At 68.8% G+C, this 17,508-nt stretch carries 17 protein-coding genes; 5 read left to right on the top strand and 12 right to left on the bottom strand.

Going from position 1 to position 17,508, the window contains the following annotated elements:
* Nucleotides 1-123 precede the first annotated feature (123 nt).
* Entirely contained in the window at nucleotides 124-1,185 is a 1,062-nt protein-coding gene (locus tag ASC92_RS22275) for a maleylacetate reductase (RefSeq protein WP_056520136.1), read from the top strand.
* A 27-nt stretch (nucleotides 1,186-1,212) separates the two neighbouring features.
* Here ASC92_RS22275 and ASC92_RS22270 read toward each other — a convergent pair whose 3' ends face one another.
* The gene (locus ASC92_RS22270; protein ID WP_056520134.1) at nucleotides 1,213-1,569 is read right to left on the bottom strand and encodes a hypothetical protein; all 357 of its coding nucleotides are present in this window, start codon (nucleotides 1,567-1,569) and stop codon (nucleotides 1,213-1,215) included.
* Nucleotides 1,570-1,683: 114 nt separating this feature from the next.
* On the bottom strand, nucleotides 1,684-3,348 hold the full coding sequence (locus ASC92_RS22265; protein WP_056520133.1) for an adenylate/guanylate cyclase domain-containing protein: 1,665 nt from the start codon (nucleotides 3,346-3,348) through the stop codon (nucleotides 1,684-1,686).
* A gap of 29 nt (nucleotides 3,349-3,377) precedes the next feature.
* Between ASC92_RS22265 and ASC92_RS22260 the strand changes: the two genes are divergently transcribed.
* The gene (locus ASC92_RS22260; protein WP_157609106.1) at nucleotides 3,378-4,127 is read left to right on the top strand and encodes a Crp/Fnr family transcriptional regulator; all 750 of its coding nucleotides are present in this window, start codon (nucleotides 3,378-3,380) and stop codon (nucleotides 4,125-4,127) included.
* Between the two features lie 12 nt (nucleotides 4,128-4,139).
* Here ASC92_RS22260 and ASC92_RS22255 read toward each other — a convergent pair whose 3' ends face one another.
* The gene (locus ASC92_RS22255) at nucleotides 4,140-4,607 is read right to left on the bottom strand and encodes a DoxX family protein (RefSeq protein ID WP_056520127.1); all 468 of its coding nucleotides are present in this window, start codon (nucleotides 4,605-4,607) and stop codon (nucleotides 4,140-4,142) included.
* Between the two features lie 115 nt (nucleotides 4,608-4,722).
* Nucleotides 4,723-5,652 carry a LysR family transcriptional regulator gene (locus tag ASC92_RS22250; protein WP_056520125.1) on the bottom strand — a complete coding sequence of 310 codons (930 nt, stop codon included), beginning with the start codon at nucleotides 5,650-5,652 and terminating at the stop codon, nucleotides 4,723-4,725.
* A 172-nt stretch (nucleotides 5,653-5,824) separates the two neighbouring features.
* Here ASC92_RS22250 and ASC92_RS22245 point away from each other — a divergent pair, with 172 nt between their 5' ends.
* Both ASC92_RS22245 and ASC92_RS22240 read left to right on the top strand, forming a co-directional pair.
* Nucleotides 5,825-6,664 carry an intradiol ring-cleavage dioxygenase gene (locus tag ASC92_RS22245; protein ID WP_056520123.1) on the top strand — a complete coding sequence of 280 codons (840 nt, stop codon included), beginning with the start codon at nucleotides 5,825-5,827 and terminating at the stop codon, nucleotides 6,662-6,664.
* 74 nt (nucleotides 6,665-6,738) lie between these two features.
* Nucleotides 6,739-7,497, top strand: coding sequence for a sulfite exporter TauE/SafE family protein (locus ASC92_RS22240; protein ID WP_056520121.1), 759 nt, complete (start codon nucleotides 6,739-6,741; stop codon nucleotides 7,495-7,497).
* A gap of 14 nt (nucleotides 7,498-7,511) precedes the next feature.
* Here ASC92_RS22240 and ASC92_RS22235 read toward each other — a convergent pair whose 3' ends face one another.
* The 3 genes from ASC92_RS22235 to ASC92_RS22225 form a co-directional block, all read right to left on the bottom strand.
* A complete protein-coding gene (locus ASC92_RS22235) occupies nucleotides 7,512-7,871 on the bottom strand; it encodes a DUF1428 domain-containing protein (protein WP_056520119.1) in 360 nt (119 codons plus the stop codon).
* A 73-nt stretch (nucleotides 7,872-7,944) separates the two neighbouring features.
* Nucleotides 7,945-9,420 carry a DHA2 family efflux MFS transporter permease subunit gene (locus ASC92_RS22230; RefSeq protein WP_056520117.1) on the bottom strand — a complete coding sequence of 492 codons (1,476 nt, stop codon included), beginning with the start codon at nucleotides 9,418-9,420 and terminating at the stop codon, nucleotides 7,945-7,947.
* A gap of 78 nt (nucleotides 9,421-9,498) precedes the next feature.
* The gene (locus ASC92_RS22225; protein ID WP_056520116.1) at nucleotides 9,499-9,936 is read right to left on the bottom strand and encodes a VOC family protein; all 438 of its coding nucleotides are present in this window, start codon (nucleotides 9,934-9,936) and stop codon (nucleotides 9,499-9,501) included.
* Between the two features lie 132 nt (nucleotides 9,937-10,068).
* Here ASC92_RS22225 and ASC92_RS22220 point away from each other — a divergent pair, with 132 nt between their 5' ends.
* Entirely contained in the window at nucleotides 10,069-10,722 is a 654-nt protein-coding gene (locus ASC92_RS22220; RefSeq protein ID WP_056520114.1) for a TetR/AcrR family transcriptional regulator, read from the top strand.
* A gap of 21 nt (nucleotides 10,723-10,743) precedes the next feature.
* On the opposite strand, the gene ASC92_RS22215 is transcribed toward ASC92_RS22220, so the two are convergent.
* The 5 genes from ASC92_RS22215 to ASC92_RS22195 are packed head-to-tail and all read right to left on the bottom strand — an operon-like array spanning nucleotide 10,744 to nucleotide 17,355.
* The gene (locus tag ASC92_RS22215) at nucleotides 10,744-11,235 is read right to left on the bottom strand and encodes a MarR family winged helix-turn-helix transcriptional regulator (protein ID WP_056520112.1); all 492 of its coding nucleotides are present in this window, start codon (nucleotides 11,233-11,235) and stop codon (nucleotides 10,744-10,746) included.
* A gap of 37 nt (nucleotides 11,236-11,272) precedes the next feature.
* On the bottom strand, nucleotides 11,273-13,018 hold the full coding sequence (locus tag ASC92_RS22210) for an acyl-CoA dehydrogenase family protein (RefSeq protein ID WP_056520110.1): 1,746 nt from the start codon (nucleotides 13,016-13,018) through the stop codon (nucleotides 11,273-11,275).
* Between the two features lie 14 nt (nucleotides 13,019-13,032).
* Nucleotides 13,033-14,769 carry a tannase/feruloyl esterase family alpha/beta hydrolase gene (locus ASC92_RS22205; RefSeq protein ID WP_056520108.1) on the bottom strand — a complete coding sequence of 579 codons (1,737 nt, stop codon included), beginning with the start codon at nucleotides 14,767-14,769 and terminating at the stop codon, nucleotides 13,033-13,035.
* Nucleotides 14,770-14,804: 35 nt separating this feature from the next.
* The gene (locus ASC92_RS22200; RefSeq protein WP_056520106.1) at nucleotides 14,805-15,542 is read right to left on the bottom strand and encodes an ABC transporter ATP-binding protein; all 738 of its coding nucleotides are present in this window, start codon (nucleotides 15,540-15,542) and stop codon (nucleotides 14,805-14,807) included.
* A gap of 1 nt (nucleotide 15,543) precedes the next feature.
* Entirely contained in the window at nucleotides 15,544-17,355 is a 1,812-nt protein-coding gene (locus ASC92_RS22195; protein ID WP_056520104.1) for an ABC transporter permease subunit, read from the bottom strand.
* Nucleotides 17,356-17,508: the final 153 nt, after the last annotated feature.

The raw sequence follows: 17,508 nt of genomic DNA, 5'->3' as shown, positions 1-17,508 counted from the left end.
GATCGGGCGAGCGGAAAACTCCTTTCCACTCCTGTTGTTGAATCAGGCGCGGCCCGGCGGGATACTCGCGCGATGGGCGGCCGGCACCGGCCGCCTCATGAACATTCGAGAGACAGCAAAGCCATGACCATCCCCTCGTTCGTCTACAACAGCGTGCCGCAGCGCGTGGTGTTCGGCGCCGGTTCGCTGCAGCACCTGGCGCGCGAGATCGATGCGCTCGGCGCGCGCCGGGCGCTCGTGCTGTCCACGCCCGAGCAGCGCCCGCAGGCCGAGCGCGTGGCCGACATGCTCGGCAGCCACGCGGCCGGCGTGTTCGACCGCGCCGTGATGCACGTGCCCATCGAGACCGCGCGCGAGGCGCGCGAGGTGGTGGCCCGGCTGGGCGCGGATTGCGCCGTGGCCATCGGCGGCGGTTCGACCACCGGGCTGGGCAAGGCCATTGCGCTTGATTCGGGCCTGCCGATCCTCGCCATCCCGACCACCTACGCGGGCTCCGAGATGACGCCGATCTACGGCATCACGGAAGCCGGCATGAAGAAGACGGGCAAGGACTTCAGGGTGCTGCCGCGCACGGTGATCTACGACCCCGAGCTGTCATTGAGCCTGCCCGTGGGCATCAGCGTGACCAGCGGCATCAACGCCATCGCGCATGCGGCCGAAGGGCTCTACGCGGTCGATTCGAATCCGATCATGGACCTGATGGCGCAGGAAGGCATTGCTGCGCTGGGCCGCGCGTTGCCCGCCATCTGCGCCTCACCGCACGATCCGGGCGCGCGCAGCGATGCGCTCTACGGCGCATGGCTCTGCGGCACGGTGCTCGGCAACGTCGGCATGGCGCTGCACCACAAGCTGTGCCACACGCTGGGCGGCAGCTTCAACCTGCCGCACGCCGAGACCCACACCATCGTGCTGCCGCACGCACTTGCCTACAACGCCGGGGCGGCGCCGCAGGCCATGGCGCGCATCGCGAAGGCACTGGGGGGGAGCAGCGCCGCGCAGGCCGTGTACGACCTCGCACGCGACAACGGCGCGCCGGTCGCGCTGCGCGACATCGGCATGAAGGAATCGGATCTCGACCTGGCCTGCGAGCACGCGCTCAAGAACCAGTATCCCAATCCGCGCCCGCTGGAGCGCGCTGCGATCCGCGCCTTGCTGCAGGACGCCTGGGAAGGTGCGCGGCCCTGAACCGGCGGGGCAGGGCCGCGCCGCTGTTTACAGGCCGGCCTGGCGCGTGAACGACACCGTCGGCTTCTTGTAGGCCGAGGGCACTTCGTCGCGGTAGAAGGCGCGGCGGTCCAGGCTTTGCAGCGGGTTGTGCGCGGCGGCCACGGCCTGGTCGCGCACGGCGCTGCGGTCGAGCGTGGAGTTGACGGCCACGGTGCCTTCGGCGGCGCTGTCCGAGTAGGCGTTGCCGTCGCGTGCGGCGGCAGCGGCTTCGGCCTTCACGTCGGCGCGGCTCGCGACCGAGGTGGCGGCATGCACGCCTTCGTAGGTTTCGGCGTGTGCGCCAGCGGCGCCCAGCATGGCGAGTGCGGCTGCGGAAACGGCGATGAGTTGCTTGGTGTTCATGATGAGAGTCCCTTTGATTGACTGCGTGGGCGGCGGACATTCGTCGTTGCCACAAGATGCAGTGTGAAACCGCATCGTGGATCGCGCTGTGCGTTTGCGCACCGCTTTCGGCGATTACAAAGGGGCTGCTGCGTGTGGCGCGTAGAGCACCGCAAGGGGTTCGGAGCGGCCGCGCACGGTGAGCGTTTCGACTGCGCCCATCGCATCCGCGACGCCGGCCTGCTCGGCCGCGAACAGCGACACCACGAGGCGCGATGCCGCGGTCTTCGAGTGGTCCTGCAGCCGGCTCGCGGTGTTGACCACTTCGCCGATGGCGGTGAAGGTCGTGGTCTCCAGGTAGCCCACTTCACCCACCGCGGCGCGCCCCGCATGCAGCCCCATGCCGAACTCCAGCCGCTGGCCGAACTGCGCCTCGAAGCCTTCGCTCCATGCGTCCATGCGCTGGCCGATCAGCTCGGTGGCGCGCAGCGCCTGCCTGCAGGCGGTGGGAAGGTCGCACTCGAGCCCGAAGATCGCCATCACGCTGTCGCCGATGAATTGGTTTGGCACGCCGCCGCTTTCGCGCACGGCCGCACCCACGGTGGCGAAGTAGCGGTCGAGCACGTAGGCCAGGTCGAAGGGCCACTGGCGCTCCGACAGGCCCGACCAGCGCCGCAGGTCGACGAACAAAATCGCCACGTCGCGCTCGCGCCCGAAGCTGCCGACCGGCGCGGGCCGGCCTTCGTTTGGCAGCGGTGCGAACAGCGGCGTGACTTCGATGTCGCCGTGCGGGCGCAGCTGGCAGGCCAAGCGCACGTCGGCCGGCGCTCGCACGCGCTCAAGCGTGCGCTGCTCGTCGCGGCCGGGCTCGCCGATGTGCTCGGCCGCACCGGCCACGCGCACGCGGCAGGTCGAGCAGCGCGCACGTCCGCCGCAGATCGAGACATGCGCGATGCCGTGCGAGCGGCTCGCCTCCAGCACGCTCCAGCCGCGCGGCACCTGCACCGTGCGACCGGGATAGCGCAGCGCCACGGACGGTTGCCGCGACCAGCGCGCCAAGCCGTTGCGCCCCCAGCGCGCCGCGAGCAGTGCGATCAACGCCAGGCCGTAGAACCACTTGATGCCGCCTTCGGCCGCATTGAGCGCCTTGCCCTGCTCGGGCGTCGGCAGCGTGACGGGCGGCACGCCGGTCCACTGGAACTCGCGCCCCATCGACAGGAAGCCCATCGCCGCCATCAGCGGCAGCGCCACCGCGATGGCCAGCAGCAGATGGGAGAAGCGCCGCCAGGCCGGCTTCACCCGCAGCGCGAAGTGCAGGCCCAGGCAGCCGTGGGCCCAGGCCGCGAGCATCATCACGAGCTGTGCGGCCGCGCCCGGCCAGTCCCACAACCCCCAGACCACGCGCACGTACGAGCCCTCGATGCCATACGCCAGGTAGGCGCCGCGCATGGCCGTGAGGTGCGTGGCCAGCAGCAGCGGCAGCGCGAAGCCGAGCAGCACGCGCAGGCCTTCGAGCGGCGGCATGCGCAGCGTGCGGCGCTCCCACAGGGCGACCACGGCCAGCGCCAGGTGCACGGCCGCCGCGCCATACAGCAACACCGTGCCCGGCAGGCTGTGCCAGAACTTCTGTACGCCGCGCAGCACGCTCTCGGCAGCGGCAAAGGAATAGATGCCCAGCGAATGGTTCAGCAGGTGCGCCGTGATGTAGGCCATCAGCACCAGCCCGCTCGCCCAGCGGAGATTGCGCCGTGTCGGCGGTCTCAGCGAAGGAAAAGGGGCTTGGGGGGAACGTCTGTCCATGAACGGGTTCGAAGCGGCACCCGAGCATAATGCGCGCGCCCCCACCGACCCCCGGCATGGACAAACCTGAACCTTCCTCTCCCCGTTCCAGCCTTGCGCTGCGCCAGATCGCGCTGCTCGAAGGCCTGTCCGACCAGCGCCTGGACCTGCTGGCCCAGCAATGCCTGTGGCACAGCGTGGAGGCCGGCAAGCCCTTGCTGCTGCGCGCCGAGCAGCAGGGCGAGGTGTTCCTGCTGGTGTCGGGCCGGGTGCGGGTGACGACCTATTCGGCCAACGGCCGGCAGGTCACCTTCCGCGATTCCGAAGCCGGCGAGCACTTCGGCGATATCGCCGCCATCGACGGCGGCCCGCGCTCCGCCGACGTGGTCACGCTGGAGCCCAGCGTGGTGGCCAGCCTCGACCGCGCCGCCTTCATGGCCCTGCTGCGCGACGAGCCGCTGGTGGCCGAGCGGGTGATGCTGCGGCTGGCGTCATTGGTGCGCCAGCTGTCGGAGCGCGTCATCGACCTGAGCACCCTCGGCGTGCAGAACCGGCTGCATGCCGAACTGCTGCGCCTGGCCCGCGCCGCCGGTGTCGAGGGCAACCAGGCCCGGCTTGACCCGGCGCCCAAGCACGCGGCGCTGGCCAGCCAGATCAGCACCAACCGCGAGCAGGTGACGCGCGAGCTCAATGTGCTGGTGCGCAGCGGCGTGCTGCGCAAGGACGACAAGGCCCTGCTGGTGGCCGATGCCGCCCGCCTCGAAGCTATGGTCTCGCAGGTCAGGGGCGACGCCGGCTGAGCCGGAAAGCGATCAGTTCCAGCGGCCCTTGACGCCGCCGACGGAGAAGCGGCCGGCGCCCAGCAGCACCACCGTCAGCGCGCCGAACAGGTACAGGCCCTGCAGTTCCAGCGCCCAGCCGCCCTGCTTGGTCATTGCGAACAGGTCGGCCATGTGCACGAGGCCGAAGGCCACCAGCATGTTGATCACCACCACGGCGGCCGCGGCGCGGGTGAAGACGCCGGCAATCATCAGCAGCGGCGCGACGATCTCGCCCACGTACACGAGGTAGGCCAGCCCGCCCGGCAGCCCGGCCTTGGCCAGCATGCCGCCGATGAAGCCCACGCCGGCCGACAGCTTGAAGATGCCGTGCAGCAGCACCAGGAAGCCGACCGTCACGCGGATCAGCAGCTTGCCGGAATCGTCCAGCGTGGTGGGGGAGAGGGCGGACAGCGGCGATGCGATCGGCGCTCGCGCGGTGTTGGCGGCCTGGGTGTTCATGGCGGATCCTTGGAAATGGAAGGCCGCCGCGGAATGCGACGGTTGCGGTTCCAGTGTGCGGAGCTGCCGAAAACCCGGATGTGCGTTTACGCACATGTTTTCGCGAAAAGGCCCGTCAGCGCATGCCGAAGTGCCCGGTCCATTTCCGCTCGTACTCCATCTTTGCGAAGTGCGCGGCCATGAAGTCGATGAAGCTGCGCACCTTCGCCGACAGGTGCTTGCGGCTGGGATACGCGAGGTTGATCGCCAGGTGCGGCAGGTCCCAGTCGTCCAGCGTGGGTACCAGCCGGCCGGCCACGATGTCTTCGTACACGATGTAGGTCGGCTGCACGAGGATGCCCATGCCGTCGAGCGCGGCGGCGCGCAGCACCTGGCCGTCATTCGATTCGAGCAGCCCCGTGACCGACACCGTGTGCGTTTCCCCGTCCCGGCTGAAGCGCAGTTCGTTCGGGTTGTTGGCGTGGGTGTAGATCAGCAGCTTGTGCTGCTTCAGTTCGTCCAGCGTCTTCGGAAAGCCATGCTGCGCGAAGTAGCGCGGCGAGGCCGCGAGGATGCGCCGCGTCTCGCCGAGCCGGCGGATCGTCACGTTGGAGTCGGGCTCGTACTCGCGCGTGCGGATCGCCACGTCGATGTTGTTGTCGATCAGGTCGAAGTAGCGGTTGGCTGCTTCCACGTGCACCGTCACGCCCGGGTAGCGCTGGGTGTACTCGCGCAGCAGCGGCGCGATGTGGTGGACCGAGAAAGAGAGCGAGGCCGTGATGCGCAGCGTGCCCGTCGGGTTGAGCGCGGTGGCGTTCACCGTCGATTCGGCATCCGACAGGTCGGCCAGGATGGTCCGGGCGCGGCCGCAGAACTCGCGGCCGGTGTCGGTCAGGTACAGGCGGCGCGTGTTGCGCTCGACCAGCCGCGCGCCCAGCCGGGCCTCGAGCGCGCCCAGGTGGCGGCTCGCGGCGGCGTTCGACAGGCCCAGCGCCTCGGCCGCGCGGCTCAGGCTGCCGGCATCGGCGATCTGCACGAGTAGGGCGATTTCGGTCCAGCGGTCCATGGGGCGTTGTTTTCGGGGCTTGTCTTTGGTCGGGCCGGGCGATTTTGGCGCAGGGCGGGCGCGACCGTTCCGCTGGCCGGAAAAATCATTTGCGCCCAGGTGCTTTCGGGGCAGCGGTGCGCGGCCTACAGTGCGTCGTATCCGACGACCAGATCCCATGGAGACAACCACGATGCGCAACCTCGACCAGGACAACATCACGCAGGCCGTGCTCGCGCGCTTCGCCGACACGCCCGACCCGCGCCTGCACGAGATCATGACCAGCCTCGTGCAGCACCTGCACGCCTTCGCGCGCGAGGTGAAGCTCACCGAGGCCGAGTGGTTCCAGGGCATCCAGTACCTCACGGCCACGGGCCAGAAGTGCGATGACAAGCGGCAGGAGTTCATCCTGCTGTCGGATGTGCTGGGCCTTTCGATGCTCACCATCGCGATGAACAACGACAAGCCGGCCGGCTGCACAGAGGCCACCGTGTTCGGCCCCTTCTACTTCGACGGCGCCCCCGGGTACGAGCATGGCGACGACGTGGCCAACGGCGCCGAGGGCGAGCCCTGCGATGTGTTCGCCACGGTGCGCGGGCTCGATGGCGAACCGGTGGCGAATGCGGTCGTCGATGTGTGGCAGGCCGACGCGGGCGGCCATTACGACGTGCAGCACCCCGGACTCGACCATGCCGAGAACCGCGGCACGCTGCGCACCGGGCCCGACGGCTCGCTGCATTTCCGCAGCGTGGTGGCGGTGGCGTATCCGATCCCGGTCGACGGCCCCGTGGGCGACTTGCTGCGCGCTACCAGGCGCCACCCGTGGCGGCCCGCGCACCTGCATTTCAAGATCGAGGCGCCCGGCTACGAGCGGCTCATCACCCATGTGTTCCGCGACGGCGACGAGTGGCTCGACTCCGACGCGGTGTTCGCGGTGCGCCAGTCGCTGGTGGCGCCGTGGACGAAGCAGGCCAACGGCCGCTGGCGGCTCGATTTCGACTTCGTGCTCAACCCGCTGAAGCAGCCCGCCTGATCGAGCTGCGCCCCGTCCTGCTACGCTCGCGAAGCCTGCCACCCGGCGGGCTTTTTTTCGCGCTGCTCCTTCCCATGGCCTTTCCCCTGATCACCGACCCGCATTTCTACGCGGTCGCCATTCCCGCCGTGCTGCTGCTCGGCATCAGCAAGAGCGGCTTCGGCGCGGGCTTCGGCTCGCTCGCGGTGCCGATGATGGCGCTGGCCGTCACGGTGCCGCAGGCGGCGGCCATCCTGATGCCGCTGTTGCTGCTGATGGACCTGCTGGGCATTGCCGCGTTCCGGCGCGACTTCGACCGTTCGCTGCTCAAGTTCCTGATTCCGTTCGGGCTGCTGGGCACGGTGATCGGCACGCTGCTGTTTCGCGCGCTGCCGGCGCACACGGTGGCGGGCATCGTGGGCGTGTTCACGCTGCTGTTCCTGGCGCAGCGGCTGCTGTTTCCGCCGAAGGCCGACGACCCGCTGCCTTCGCGCGGCGTGGGCGCAGTGCTGACCACGGTGTCGGGCTTCACCAGCTTCATCGCGCATGCGGGCGGGCCGCCGATCAACGCTTACGTCATCCCGCTGCGGCTCTCTCCGGTGATCTTCACGGCCACCATGGCGTATTTTTTCTTCGTGGTGAACCTCAGCAAGTGGATTCCCTACGCGTGGCTCGGCCTGCTCGACTTCCGCACGCTGGCCACGTCGCTGGTGCTGATGCCGATCGCGCCGCTGGGCGTGTGGGTCGGCATCCGCATTGCGCGGCGCATCGATGCGACGTGGTTCTATCGCTTCGTGTACCTGGGGATGCTGCTGACGGGGCTCAAGCTCGTCTACGACGGATTCGTTGCCTGAGCCACCGGGCAGACTCAGAGCTCTACGATGCTTTTGAAGCCGCCGAAAATCATCCGCTTCGCATCGAAGGGCATCGTCTTCGGGTCCATCGCCGCGATGCGCGGGTCGGCCATCACCTTCGCGTTCACCGTGTCGCGGTGCTTGCGCGATTTGTAGGTGATCCACGAGAAGGCCACCATCTCGTCGGGCTTCTGCTTCACGCTTTGCGGAAACGAGGTCAGCTTGCCGGGTTTCACGTCGTCGGCGATGCATTCCACGTATTCGAGTGCGCCGTATTCCATCCAGATCTTGCCGGCCTTGTGCGCGAGCTTGCGGTAGGCCTCTACGTTCGCGGTGGGAACGGCGACGATGAAGCCGTCTACATAACGAGCCATGGGTGTTCTCCTGAACAAAGAGTGGAAGCGTTGGAGAAAGAAAACCGGCGGTTGCGGCATGGCGTGCTGTTGTTCACGACGCCGTGCCGCCCGCCGTGCCACGGGGTGCTGCTTCTTCGTTGTTCTGCGCCTGCCCCGGCATGGCGGTGCGAAGCAGCAAGGCCCCGATCAAACCCGCCGCCGCCGCGAACACGGCACCGACGAGAAACGCAAGGTTGTAGCCGCCGGTGAGCGCCAGCGGCATCTGCGCGCCGGCCGCTTCCATCGACGCGGAGCGCGCGGCTGCGGCGCTGGCCAGCACGGCCAGCCCCAGCGCGCCGCCCATCATGAACGAGGTGTTGACCACGCCCGAGGCCAGGCCCGAATCGGCCGGGCTCACCTCGCTCATGGCCGCCAGCAGCACCGGGTTGAAGGCCATGCCCGCGCCGAGGCCCAGCAGCATCATGCCGGGCAGCACGTCGACCACGAAGCTGCCGTTGACCGGCGCGCGCGCGAACAGCGCCAGCCCGATGGCCGCGAGCCAGAGCCCGGCCGCCAGCGGCTTGCGGATGCCGAAGCGCATCACGATCTTCGCGGAGAGGCCGAGCGAGAACACCGCCATGATCACGTTGGCCGGCAGGAAGGCCAGCCCGATCTGCATCGGCGTGTAGTTCAGCACCAGCTGCATGTAGAGCGCCGAGATGAAGAACCACGCGAACATCGCCGCGGCCCACAGCACGCCGACCACGTTGGCCACCGACACGCTGCGCAGCCTGAACAGGCTGAGCGGCATCAGCGGATGCCGCACGCGCGCCTCGATGGCGATGAAGATGGCCAGCAGCACCACGGCCGCGCCGAGCAGGCCAACCGTTTGCGTGGAGTCCCAGCCCGCCTCGTTGCCGTTGACCACGCCGTACACCGCGAGCATCAGCGACAGCGTGACGGTGACGGCGCCGGCCACGTCGAGCTTCTCACCATGCGCATGGCCGAGCGCGCCCGGCAGCAGCGCCACGCACAGCGCATACACCGCCACGCCGATCGGCAGGTTCACCAGAAAGATCCAGTGCCAGCTCAGCGTGCTCGTGAGCAGGCCGCCCAGCAGCACGCCGATGCTGCCGCCGCCCGCGCAGACGAAGCCGTACACGCCCATGGCCTTGGCGCGGTCGGCCGGCTCGGTGAAGAGATTCATGATCAGCGAGAGCGACACGGCCGACACCACCGCGCCGCCCAGGCCCTGCACCGCGCGCGCTGCTACCAGCAGGCCCTGCGAGGTCGAGATGCCGCAGGCCAGCGAGGCCAGCGTGAACAGCACCAGGCCCGCGAGGAACACGCGGCGGTGGCCGTACAGGTCGCCGAGCCGGCCGCCCAGCAGCAGGAAACCGCCGAAGGTCAGCATGTAGGCGTTCACCACCCAGACCAGCGAGGTCTCGGTGAAGCCCAGGTCGGTGCGGATCGAGGGCAGCGCCACGTTCACGATGGTGGTGTCGAGCACGATCATCAGAACGCCGAGGCACAGCACCATCAATGCGAGCCAGCGCTTGCGGTTGTCGAGTTGGTTGTTGGGAGACATGAAGCGTCCTCGGTTACTTTTCGGTGGCCGTCTTGGGCATGGCGCGGTGCTTCCTCCAAGACGGATGCAGGCGCGGGGTCAGCCCGCCTGCTCGACCACCAGCAGCCAGCCTACGCCTAAGCGGTCGGTCAGCATGCCGAAGTTCGAGGTGAAGAAGGTCGGGATCAGCGGCTGCGTGACCTGCCCGCCCTCGGCCAATGCGTTGAACCACTTGACGACTTCGGTGTCGGTCTTCGCGGTGAGCGCGAGCATGATGCCCTCGAACTTCGTCTGGCCCGAGCAGCGGCCGTCCGAGGCCATCAGCTCGGTGTCGCCGATGCGGAACACCGCGTGCATCACCTTGCTGGCATCGGGCATTGCGCCGCCGCAGCTGGCGTCCGCGTTGTCCGATGGGGCTCCGGCAGGCGCTTCGCTGTAGCGCATGAGCTGCACGACCTCGGCGCCGAGCGCCTTCTTGTAGAAGCCGAGCGCTTCGTCGCAGCGGCCTTCGAACGAGAGGTAAGACTGGACTTTCATGGCGGTTCCTTTGAACTGAAGAGGTAATTCGCGAAGCCCCCGGTGTCATGGGTCGCAAACAATCGGATTACTTTGTGTACACCGTCCACAAAGAATAGCAGGGATAATGGACAGTGTCCACATGGAAATGAAATGAAGCTCAACAACGTCCCCGACAGCCTGCCGCCCGCCCGCAGCACGTACCGGCACGGCGATCTGCGGCGGGCGCTGGTCGACGCGGGCATTGAACTGGCGCGTGACGGCGGCCCGGATGCGGTGGTGCTGCGCGAAGCCACGCGGCGTGTGGGGGTCGTGCCGAACGCGGCGTACCGGCACTTCGGCAGCCGGCAGGAGCTTTTGCTGGCGGTGCGCGAAGCCGCCCTGGCCGCGGCGGCGGGCGCGATGGAGAAAGAACTAGCAGTGCTGCCTTGCGACCAGGCTCCTGCCGATTTCGCGCGCGCGCAGCTGCGCGCCATCGGCACCGCCTATCTGCGCTTTGCGCTGGCCGAGCCCGGCTTGTTCCGCACGGCCTTCGTGATTTCCGACGAGGGCAACGGCGAACTCGGCGCCGGAAAAGCCGGCGCGAGCGGGCTGGACCCATTCCAGCTCCTGGGCAAGGCCATCGACCGGCTGGCGGACGCGGGCGTGCTCGACCCGGCGCGGCGCCCGAATGCCGAGTACCTCGCGTGGAGCGCCGTGCACGGGCTGGCGCTGCTCCTCATCGACGGGCCGCTGCGCGGCATGGATGCCGAGGCGGCCCATGCGCTCGGCCAGCAAGTGATCGATATGGTCGGGCGAGGTCTCTGAAGCCCCCGAGCCCCCTGAAGCCTAGAGATAGATCTTCTGCAGCAGCCTGATCAGCGTCTCGCGCTCGCGGGCGGTGAGCCTGGCGCTGGCGTCGGCTTCCAGTTGCACCACGGTCTGTTCGGCCTCGCGGATCAGCGTTTCGCCGGCGGCTGTGAGGTGCAGGCCGACGGCGCGGCCGTCGTGCGGGTGGGGACGGCGTTCGATGAGGCCCCGGCTGTCCAGCGTGGCCACCAGGCTCACGAGGTTCGGCGGCAGGATGTCCAGCGTGTTGCACAGCTGCCGCGACGTGGCGCCCGGGTTGTGCGCCAGCAGCGAGAGCACCGAGAAGTCGATCTGCTTGAGGCCATAGGGCGCCATGCGCTCCGCGAAGAAGGCGCTCACGATCAGCCACGCCCGGCGTGCGTTGTAGCCGACCAGCGTTTCGAGCATGCGGGCATCGAGCCGATCCGACTTGACTTGCCGCGCCGCGGCCTGCTCGCCTTTCGCGGAAACGGATTTCGAGGAGGAAGCCATGGACAAGAGCGTAACTGCCTGCGCGAATCCAGGATGCCTACCGTGCGACACCAGGCGGCTGCGCGGCATGGGCCAGTGCGACCGTCTCGCAGGCCCGCTTGACGATGCCCAGCCGCATCTCGAACTCGGGCAGCACCCAGCGGCGGAAGGCGTCGGCCGTGCGCGCCCGTGCGGCGTCCTGCGGGGCGGCGGCCTCGATGCGGGCCCAGGCCCACGCCATCAACGCGAGCATCGTCACGCGCAGGTAGTCGTCGGCTATTTCGTACGGCAGCACGGCGTTGGCTTGCGCTGCAATCGCCACCGTGGTGCACAGGTAGCGCAGCTGCACCAGCCGGCGCTGCGCGTCGGCATCGGCCTCGCGCGAAGCGTCGAGCGTGTCGCGAAGTTCGAGCAGCACGGCCGACATGCCGGTGCCGCCGTCGGGCAGCACCTTGCGCACCAGCAGGTCGATGGCCTGGATCTCGTTGGTGCCCTCGTAGATCATGGTCACGCGCGCATCGCGCACCACCTGCTCGATGCCCCATTCGCGCACGTAGCCGTGGCCGCCGAACACCTGCAGGCATTCGCTTGCGCCGTGGAAGGCTTGCTGCGTGCACGCGGCCTTGAGCACCGGCGTGACGAGCGAGCACCAGCGCTGCGCTTGTTCGCGGGCCTTGGGATCGGCGTCGTGCGCGGCCACGTCGAGCATCAGCGCGCTGCGGTAGGCGAGGGTGCGCGCGCCGTCGATCCAGGCGCGCTGCGTGTCGAGGATGCGGCGCACGGCGGGGTGCTCGGCAATCAGGTCGGCCGGCTCGGCGCCGCGGCTGGCGGGCACGGGGCCGGGCGCGCGCATCTGGCGGCGTTCGGCGGCATAGGCATCGGCCTTCTGCCACGCGGCATCGAGCAGGCCGATGCCCTGCAGCGCGACGTGCAGGCGCGCGGAATTCATCATCACGAACATCGCGGCCAAACCATGGCCGGGCTCACCGACCAGCCAACCGGCGGCATCGTCGAAGCGCATCGTGCAGGTGGGGCTGCCATGCAGACCCATCTTTTCCTCGATGCGCTCGCAGTGCACCGCATTGCGTGAGCCATCGGGCAACAGCTTGGGCACGAGCACCAGCGATAGGCCCTTGGGGCCGGCCGGCGCATCGGGCAAGCGGCACAGCACAAGGTGCACGATGTTCGGCGTCAGGTCGTGTTCGCCGCCGGAGATGAAGATCTTGCCGCCATTCACCCGCAGACTGCCGTCGGCCTGCGGCAGGGCGCGCGTGCGCACCTGGCCCAGGTCGCTGCCTGCGTGCGCCTCGGTGAGGCACATCGTGGCGAGCCATTCGCCGGTGGCGATCTTCTGCAGGTAGCGTTGCTTCAGTTCGTCGCTGCCATGGTGCTTGAGGCAGGCATACGCGCCGTGCAGCAGGCCGGGCGCCATCGTCAGGCCGTGGTTGGCGGCGGCCAGCCATTCGTAGAGCACGGCTTCGAGCACCGCCGGCAGGCCCTGGCCGCCATCTTCCGTCGCGGCCGAGAGGGCAGGCCAGCCACCGTCGACGAAGGCCTGGTACGCCTCGCGAAAACCGGGCGGGCAGGTCACTTCGCCATCGGCAAAGCGGCATCCGATTTCGTCGCCGCCACGGTTGATGGGCGCGACCACTTCGCCGACGAAGCGGCCCGCTTCTTCGAGCACCTGCGACTGCAGCGCCTCGTCGATTTCTGCAAAGGGCGCGAGCGCGGCCAGGCGCGCGGGCGCATCGAGCACGGCATTGAGCAGAAAACGGACGTCTTCGGGGCGGGGTTGATAGTCCATCGGGGAGCGGAAATCTATGGGGCAGGGGGCTTGCAGGCGAAACTGCTCGCGCGCTCCGTGTCGCCACCGGTGTAGGTGGCGACCTGTGGATAGGGGCACAGCGGCCGCGTGCGCTGCGCCGACCAGTTGGCCGGCACTTCGGCGTTGGGCACCGGCGTGCCCGCACCGCGGGCGGCGGCGGTGACCGACGCGGGCGCCTTGCCCTGCTCAACCCAATCGACCAGCGCGCTCAGCATGTCGAACTGGTCGGTCGCAGGGCCGCCTGCGCAGTGGTTCATGCCGGGCACGGGGAAGTAGCGCGCGAACGCAGATGCATCGCCGCCGTTCGCGGCCTGCACGCGCTCGTACCAGGCGGCGGTGTCGTCGGACGAGAACACCGGGTCGCTGGTGCCGTGGTAGACGATCATGCGGCCGCCCTTGTCGCGCAGCGCGCCCAGGTTGGCCGCGTCCGGCGGCGTCATGAACGAGAGCGCCGACTCGTGGAACACGCCGTCGGTGGCCGTGATGCGCGGAGCGTCGCGGTCCATGTCGAAGCCCAGCGCGAAGGGCAGGCCCTGCGGCCGGTCGGCCAGCGGCGGCGTGGTGAAGATGAAGCCCACGGCACCTGCGTCGCGCGTCGGCGGACTTGCGAACTTCCACTCGCGCCAGTTGCTGCCGCTCACGCCCGCATCGAACGGGAAGCTGCTGTAGAGCGACTGGCCTGCGCTGTTGCGCGCACCCTTGACGAACACGTTGGCGAGTGCGTTCTTCTGCGGCGCGCTGAGGCACATGCCGTCACGCGTGCCCGCGGCGCAGGTGGGCACGGCCGCCTGGATGTCGAAGCGCGCCTGGCAGGCCCGCACGTTCGACACGATGCCGTCCGCCAATCCATCGAGTGCATCGCAGCGCTGCAGCACCTTGTCGGCCACCAGCTTCATCTCGGCCGGTGTGAAGGCACTCTGCAGGTCGGGCTGGCCAGCCGGCGTCTTCGCGCTGGCCACGGCTGCGTATTGCTGCGCACCGTAGAGCTGTGCCACCGCCGCCTTCGGCAGGTTGAAGCCAGGGTCGCCCGCGAGGATGCCGTCGTACTGCTGCGCCGAACGCACCGCGGCCACCATCGCATGCCGGCCGCCGTTGGAGCAGCCGCCGAAGTAGGAGCGGTCGGGCCCGCGGCCGTAGGCCTTGGCGATCAGGTTCTTCGCCATCGGCGTGAGCTGCGCGACGGCGTTGTAGCCGTAGTCGAGCCGTGCCTGCGGGTCGAGCCCGAAGCGCGGGCCCATCGAACCGGCATGGCCGGCATCGGAACTGATGACGGCGAAGCCCATCTGCAGCGCGCTGCTGCGCGGAGCGCCACCGCCGATGCCACCGAGCGCGGGCACCACCACGCCGTCGAGCCCGCCGTTGGCCTGGTAGAAGAAGCGGCCGTTCCATGCCACCGGCAGCCGCATCTCGAAGCCGACGGCGTAGCGCTGGTTGTCGACGGGGCTGGTGCGTTCGTTCATGCGGCCCTGCACGAGGCAGTGCGCGGGTGCGGCCATTGCCACGCCGCCGATCGTGACGGTGCCCGCAGGCACTTCGGTGGCCGAGCTGTAGACCGTGCCCGGCAGCGCAGCGCGCGCGGCGAGGTCGGTGCAGGCCTGCAGCGTGCCAGGACGCGCGGCGGCCAGCGGCGCATGCGGTGCACGGGATTGCCCCGCGCAGGCCGCAAGCAATGCAGCAACCCCGAGCGCGGTCGCGCACAGGCCGAGGGGGATGTGGCGCTGTCGGTTCATGTCTTCTCCTTGCCGCGCAGGCCGCGACGCTGTCTTCAGGCGGCTTTTTTTGCCGCGCCCAGGTAGGTGTCGATCACGCGCGAATCGACCGCCAGCTTCTTCGCTTCGCCTTCGAGGCTCACGCTGCCCATCTCGAGCACATAGCCGTGGTCGGCCACTTCGAGCGCGGCGCGCGCGTTCTGCTCGACCAGCAGGATGGTGACGCCCGTGGCGCGCAGCGCATCGACCGTGCGGAAGATCTCCTGCACGACCAGCGGCGCAAGGCCCAGGCTGGGTTCGTCGAGCATCAGCAGCGTGGGGCGCGACATCAGCGCGCGGCCCACCGCCAGCATCTGCCGCTCGCCGCCCGACAGCGTGCCGGCCAGCTGCGCGCGGCGCTCCTTCAGGCGCGGGAACAGCGTGTAGACCTCGTCGATGCGGTCGCGCCACTGCTTGTTGCGCAGCCGCACCTGGCGAAAACCGCCGAGCACGAGGTTGTCTTCCACCGGCATGGTGCCGAACAGCTCGCGCTTCTCGGGCACGAGTGCGATGCCGAGCATCACGCGCTCTTCGAGCGTCATCGTGGAGATGGGCTGGCCCTTGAACTCGATGATGCCCTTCGAAGGCAGCACGCCCATCAGCGCATTGAGCAGCGTGGATTTGCCGGCCCCGTTCGGGCCGATCACGGTGACGACGCTGCCCTGGCCGGCTTTCAGGTCGATGCCGTGCAGCACTTCGGCACGGCCGTAGCCGGCGTGCAGGTCGCGGATGTGGAGCAGGGGGGTTGTGGTCATCTCAATGCTCCGTTCCGAGGTAAGCCGCGCGCACCTTGTCGCTGTTCTGCACTTCGGCGGGCGTGCCCTCCATCAGGTGCGTGCCGAATTCCATCACCACGATGTGGTCGCAGATGTCCATCACCAGCCCCATGTCGTGCTCGACCAGCAGGATGCTCATGCCTTCGCTGCGCAGCTGCCGCAGCACCTTGCCCAGCGCTTCCTTTTCCTTGTGGCGCAGGCCGGCCGCGGGCTCGTCGAGCAGCAGCAGGGCCGGGTCGGCGCACAGTGCGCGCGCAATCTCCAGCAGGCGCTGCTGGCCCATGGCGAGGTTGCCTGCGATCTCGTGCAGGTAGTCGCCCATGCCTACGCGCTGCAGCTGGCGCTCGGCCTCGCGGAACAGCGCGCGCTCTTCCGTGCGGTCGATGCGCAGCATGGCGGCGACGGCACCTTTGTGGCCGCGCAGGTGGGCGCCCAGCGCCACGTTCTCGAGCACCGTCATGTCGGCCACCATCTTCACGTGCTGGAAGGTGCGCGACACGCCGCGCTGCGCGATCTGTCGCGCGCCCAGCCCGCCGATAGCCTCGCCACGGAAGCGCACCGCGCCGCCCGAAAGCCCGAGCACGCCGGTCACGAGGTTGAAGGTGGTCGACTTGCCCGCGCCGTTCGGCCCGATGAGGCCGACGATCTGGCCGGCACGCGTCTGGAAGCTGATGTCGTTCACCGCCACCAGCCCGCCGAAGGTCTTGCGGATGGCCTGCACGTCGAGCACCACCTCGCCGGCAGCCGGCTTGGCGCGCGCGGGCAGGTCCTTCGCATCCTGCCAGTCGACGCTGCGGCGCGGACGCGGCAGGCGCCGGTCGACGAAGGCCCACAGCCCGCTGGGCAGGTACTTGAGCACCAGCACGATCATGATGCCGAACACGATCAACTCGTAGCTGCCGGCCGTGCCGATGAGCTTGGGCAGCAGCACCTGCAATTGGTCTTCGAGCAGCTTGACCACGCCGGCACCTGCGATGGCGCCCCACACGTGGGCCGCGCCGCCGAGCACCGCCATGAACAGGTATTCGATGCCCATTTTCAGGCCGAAGGGCGAGGGGTTCACCGTGCGCTGGAAGTGCGCGAACAGCCAGCCCGAGATCGATGCGAGCATGGCCGCCAGCACGAAGATGCCGATCTTGAAGCGCAGCGTGTTCACGCCCATGGCCTCGGCCATCTGCGAGCCGCCGGCCAGCGAACGGATGGCGCGGCCGCTGCGCGAATCGAGCAGGCGGATCACCGCGAACGCAGCGAGGATCGCGAAAGCCCAGACGACGCCGTAGAACAGCCGCTGCTGGCCGAACTCGAAACCGAACAGCGACAGCCCCTTCACGCCCAGGATGCCGTCGTACTTGCCGAGCGCATCGAGGTTGCCCATGAGGTAGTACAGCGACAGCGCCCACGCGATGGTCGCCAGCGGCAGGTAGTGGCCCGACATGCGCAGCGTGATCGCGCCGATGAACGCGGCGCTGAGGCCGGTGAGCGCCAGGCCGATGAACAGCGTGACCCATGGCGACAGGCCGGTGTTCACCGTGAGGTAGGCGGTGGTGTACGCGCCGATGCCCACGAAGGCCGCCTGCCCGAAGGAGGTGAGGCCGCCGACGCCGGTGAGCAGCACGAGGCCGAGCACGGGCAGCGTGTAGATGCCGATGTAGTTGAGCTGGATGATCCAGAAGTCGGGCAGCGGCAGGAACGGCAGCGCGATCAGCACCAGGATCAGTGCGAGCGGGCCCCAGGTGCGCAGCAGGCTCTTGTCTGGCGCCTGGCTTGAAGAAGGGTTCAGGAGCGCTTCCATCTCAGTGATCCATCGCGTGTTGTGTTTCAGGGCGCTTGCGTTCGCTTCGAGTGCATTCGGGGTGCGTGCACAGGCCGCCGGGTACTCCCCTCCGCGAATGTCCCCCGCTTCGCTCCTCCTTTATTTCGCTGCGGGGAGCACCCGACGCCCTGT

Origin of the sequence: Variovorax sp. Root411, from assembly GCF_001425205.1 — a bacterium.
Classification (GTDB): domain Bacteria; phylum Pseudomonadota; class Gammaproteobacteria; order Burkholderiales; family Burkholderiaceae_C; genus Variovorax.
This window is presented reverse-complemented; position numbering and strand designations above follow the sequence as displayed.

What these genes read in the sequence shown, in the direction of transcription:
- ASC92_RS22275 (WP_056520136.1), top strand. Translation starts at nt 124, where the DNA reads ATGACCATCCCCTCGTTCGTCTACAACAGCGTGCCGCAGCGCGTGGTG.
- ASC92_RS22270 (WP_056520134.1), bottom strand. Translation starts at nt 1,569, where the DNA reads ATGAACACCAAGCAACTCATCGCCGTTTCCGCAGCCGCACTCGCCATG.
- ASC92_RS22265 (WP_056520133.1), bottom strand. Translation starts at nt 3,348, where the DNA reads ATGGACAGACGTTCCCCCCAAGCCCCTTTTCCTTCGCTGAGACCGCCG.
- ASC92_RS22260 (WP_157609106.1), top strand. Translation starts at nt 3,378, where the DNA reads ATGCGCGCGCCCCCACCGACCCCCGGCATGGACAAACCTGAACCTTCC.
- ASC92_RS22255 (WP_056520127.1), bottom strand. Translation starts at nt 4,607, where the DNA reads ATGAACACCCAGGCCGCCAACACCGCGCGAGCGCCGATCGCATCGCCG.
- ASC92_RS22250 (WP_056520125.1), bottom strand. Translation starts at nt 5,652, where the DNA reads ATGGACCGCTGGACCGAAATCGCCCTACTCGTGCAGATCGCCGATGCC.
- ASC92_RS22245 (WP_056520123.1), top strand. Translation starts at nt 5,825, where the DNA reads ATGCGCAACCTCGACCAGGACAACATCACGCAGGCCGTGCTCGCGCGC.
- ASC92_RS22240 (WP_056520121.1), top strand. Translation starts at nt 6,739, where the DNA reads ATGGCCTTTCCCCTGATCACCGACCCGCATTTCTACGCGGTCGCCATT.
- ASC92_RS22235 (WP_056520119.1), bottom strand. Translation starts at nt 7,871, where the DNA reads ATGGCTCGTTATGTAGACGGCTTCATCGTCGCCGTTCCCACCGCGAAC.
- ASC92_RS22230 (WP_056520117.1), bottom strand. Translation starts at nt 9,420, where the DNA reads ATGTCTCCCAACAACCAACTCGACAACCGCAAGCGCTGGCTCGCATTG.
- ASC92_RS22225 (WP_056520116.1), bottom strand. Translation starts at nt 9,936, where the DNA reads ATGAAAGTCCAGTCTTACCTCTCGTTCGAAGGCCGCTGCGACGAAGCG.
- ASC92_RS22220 (WP_056520114.1), top strand. Translation starts at nt 10,069, where the DNA reads ATGAAGCTCAACAACGTCCCCGACAGCCTGCCGCCCGCCCGCAGCACG.
- ASC92_RS22215 (WP_056520112.1), bottom strand. Translation starts at nt 11,235, where the DNA reads ATGGCTTCCTCCTCGAAATCCGTTTCCGCGAAAGGCGAGCAGGCCGCG.
- ASC92_RS22210 (WP_056520110.1), bottom strand. Translation starts at nt 13,018, where the DNA reads ATGGACTATCAACCCCGCCCCGAAGACGTCCGTTTTCTGCTCAATGCC.
- ASC92_RS22205 (WP_056520108.1), bottom strand. Translation starts at nt 14,769, where the DNA reads ATGAACCGACAGCGCCACATCCCCCTCGGCCTGTGCGCGACCGCGCTC.
- ASC92_RS22200 (WP_056520106.1), bottom strand. Translation starts at nt 15,542, where the DNA reads ATGACCACAACCCCCCTGCTCCACATCCGCGACCTGCACGCCGGCTAC.
- ASC92_RS22195 (WP_056520104.1), bottom strand. Translation starts at nt 17,355, where the DNA reads ATGGAAGCGCTCCTGAACCCTTCTTCAAGCCAGGCGCCAGACAAGAGC.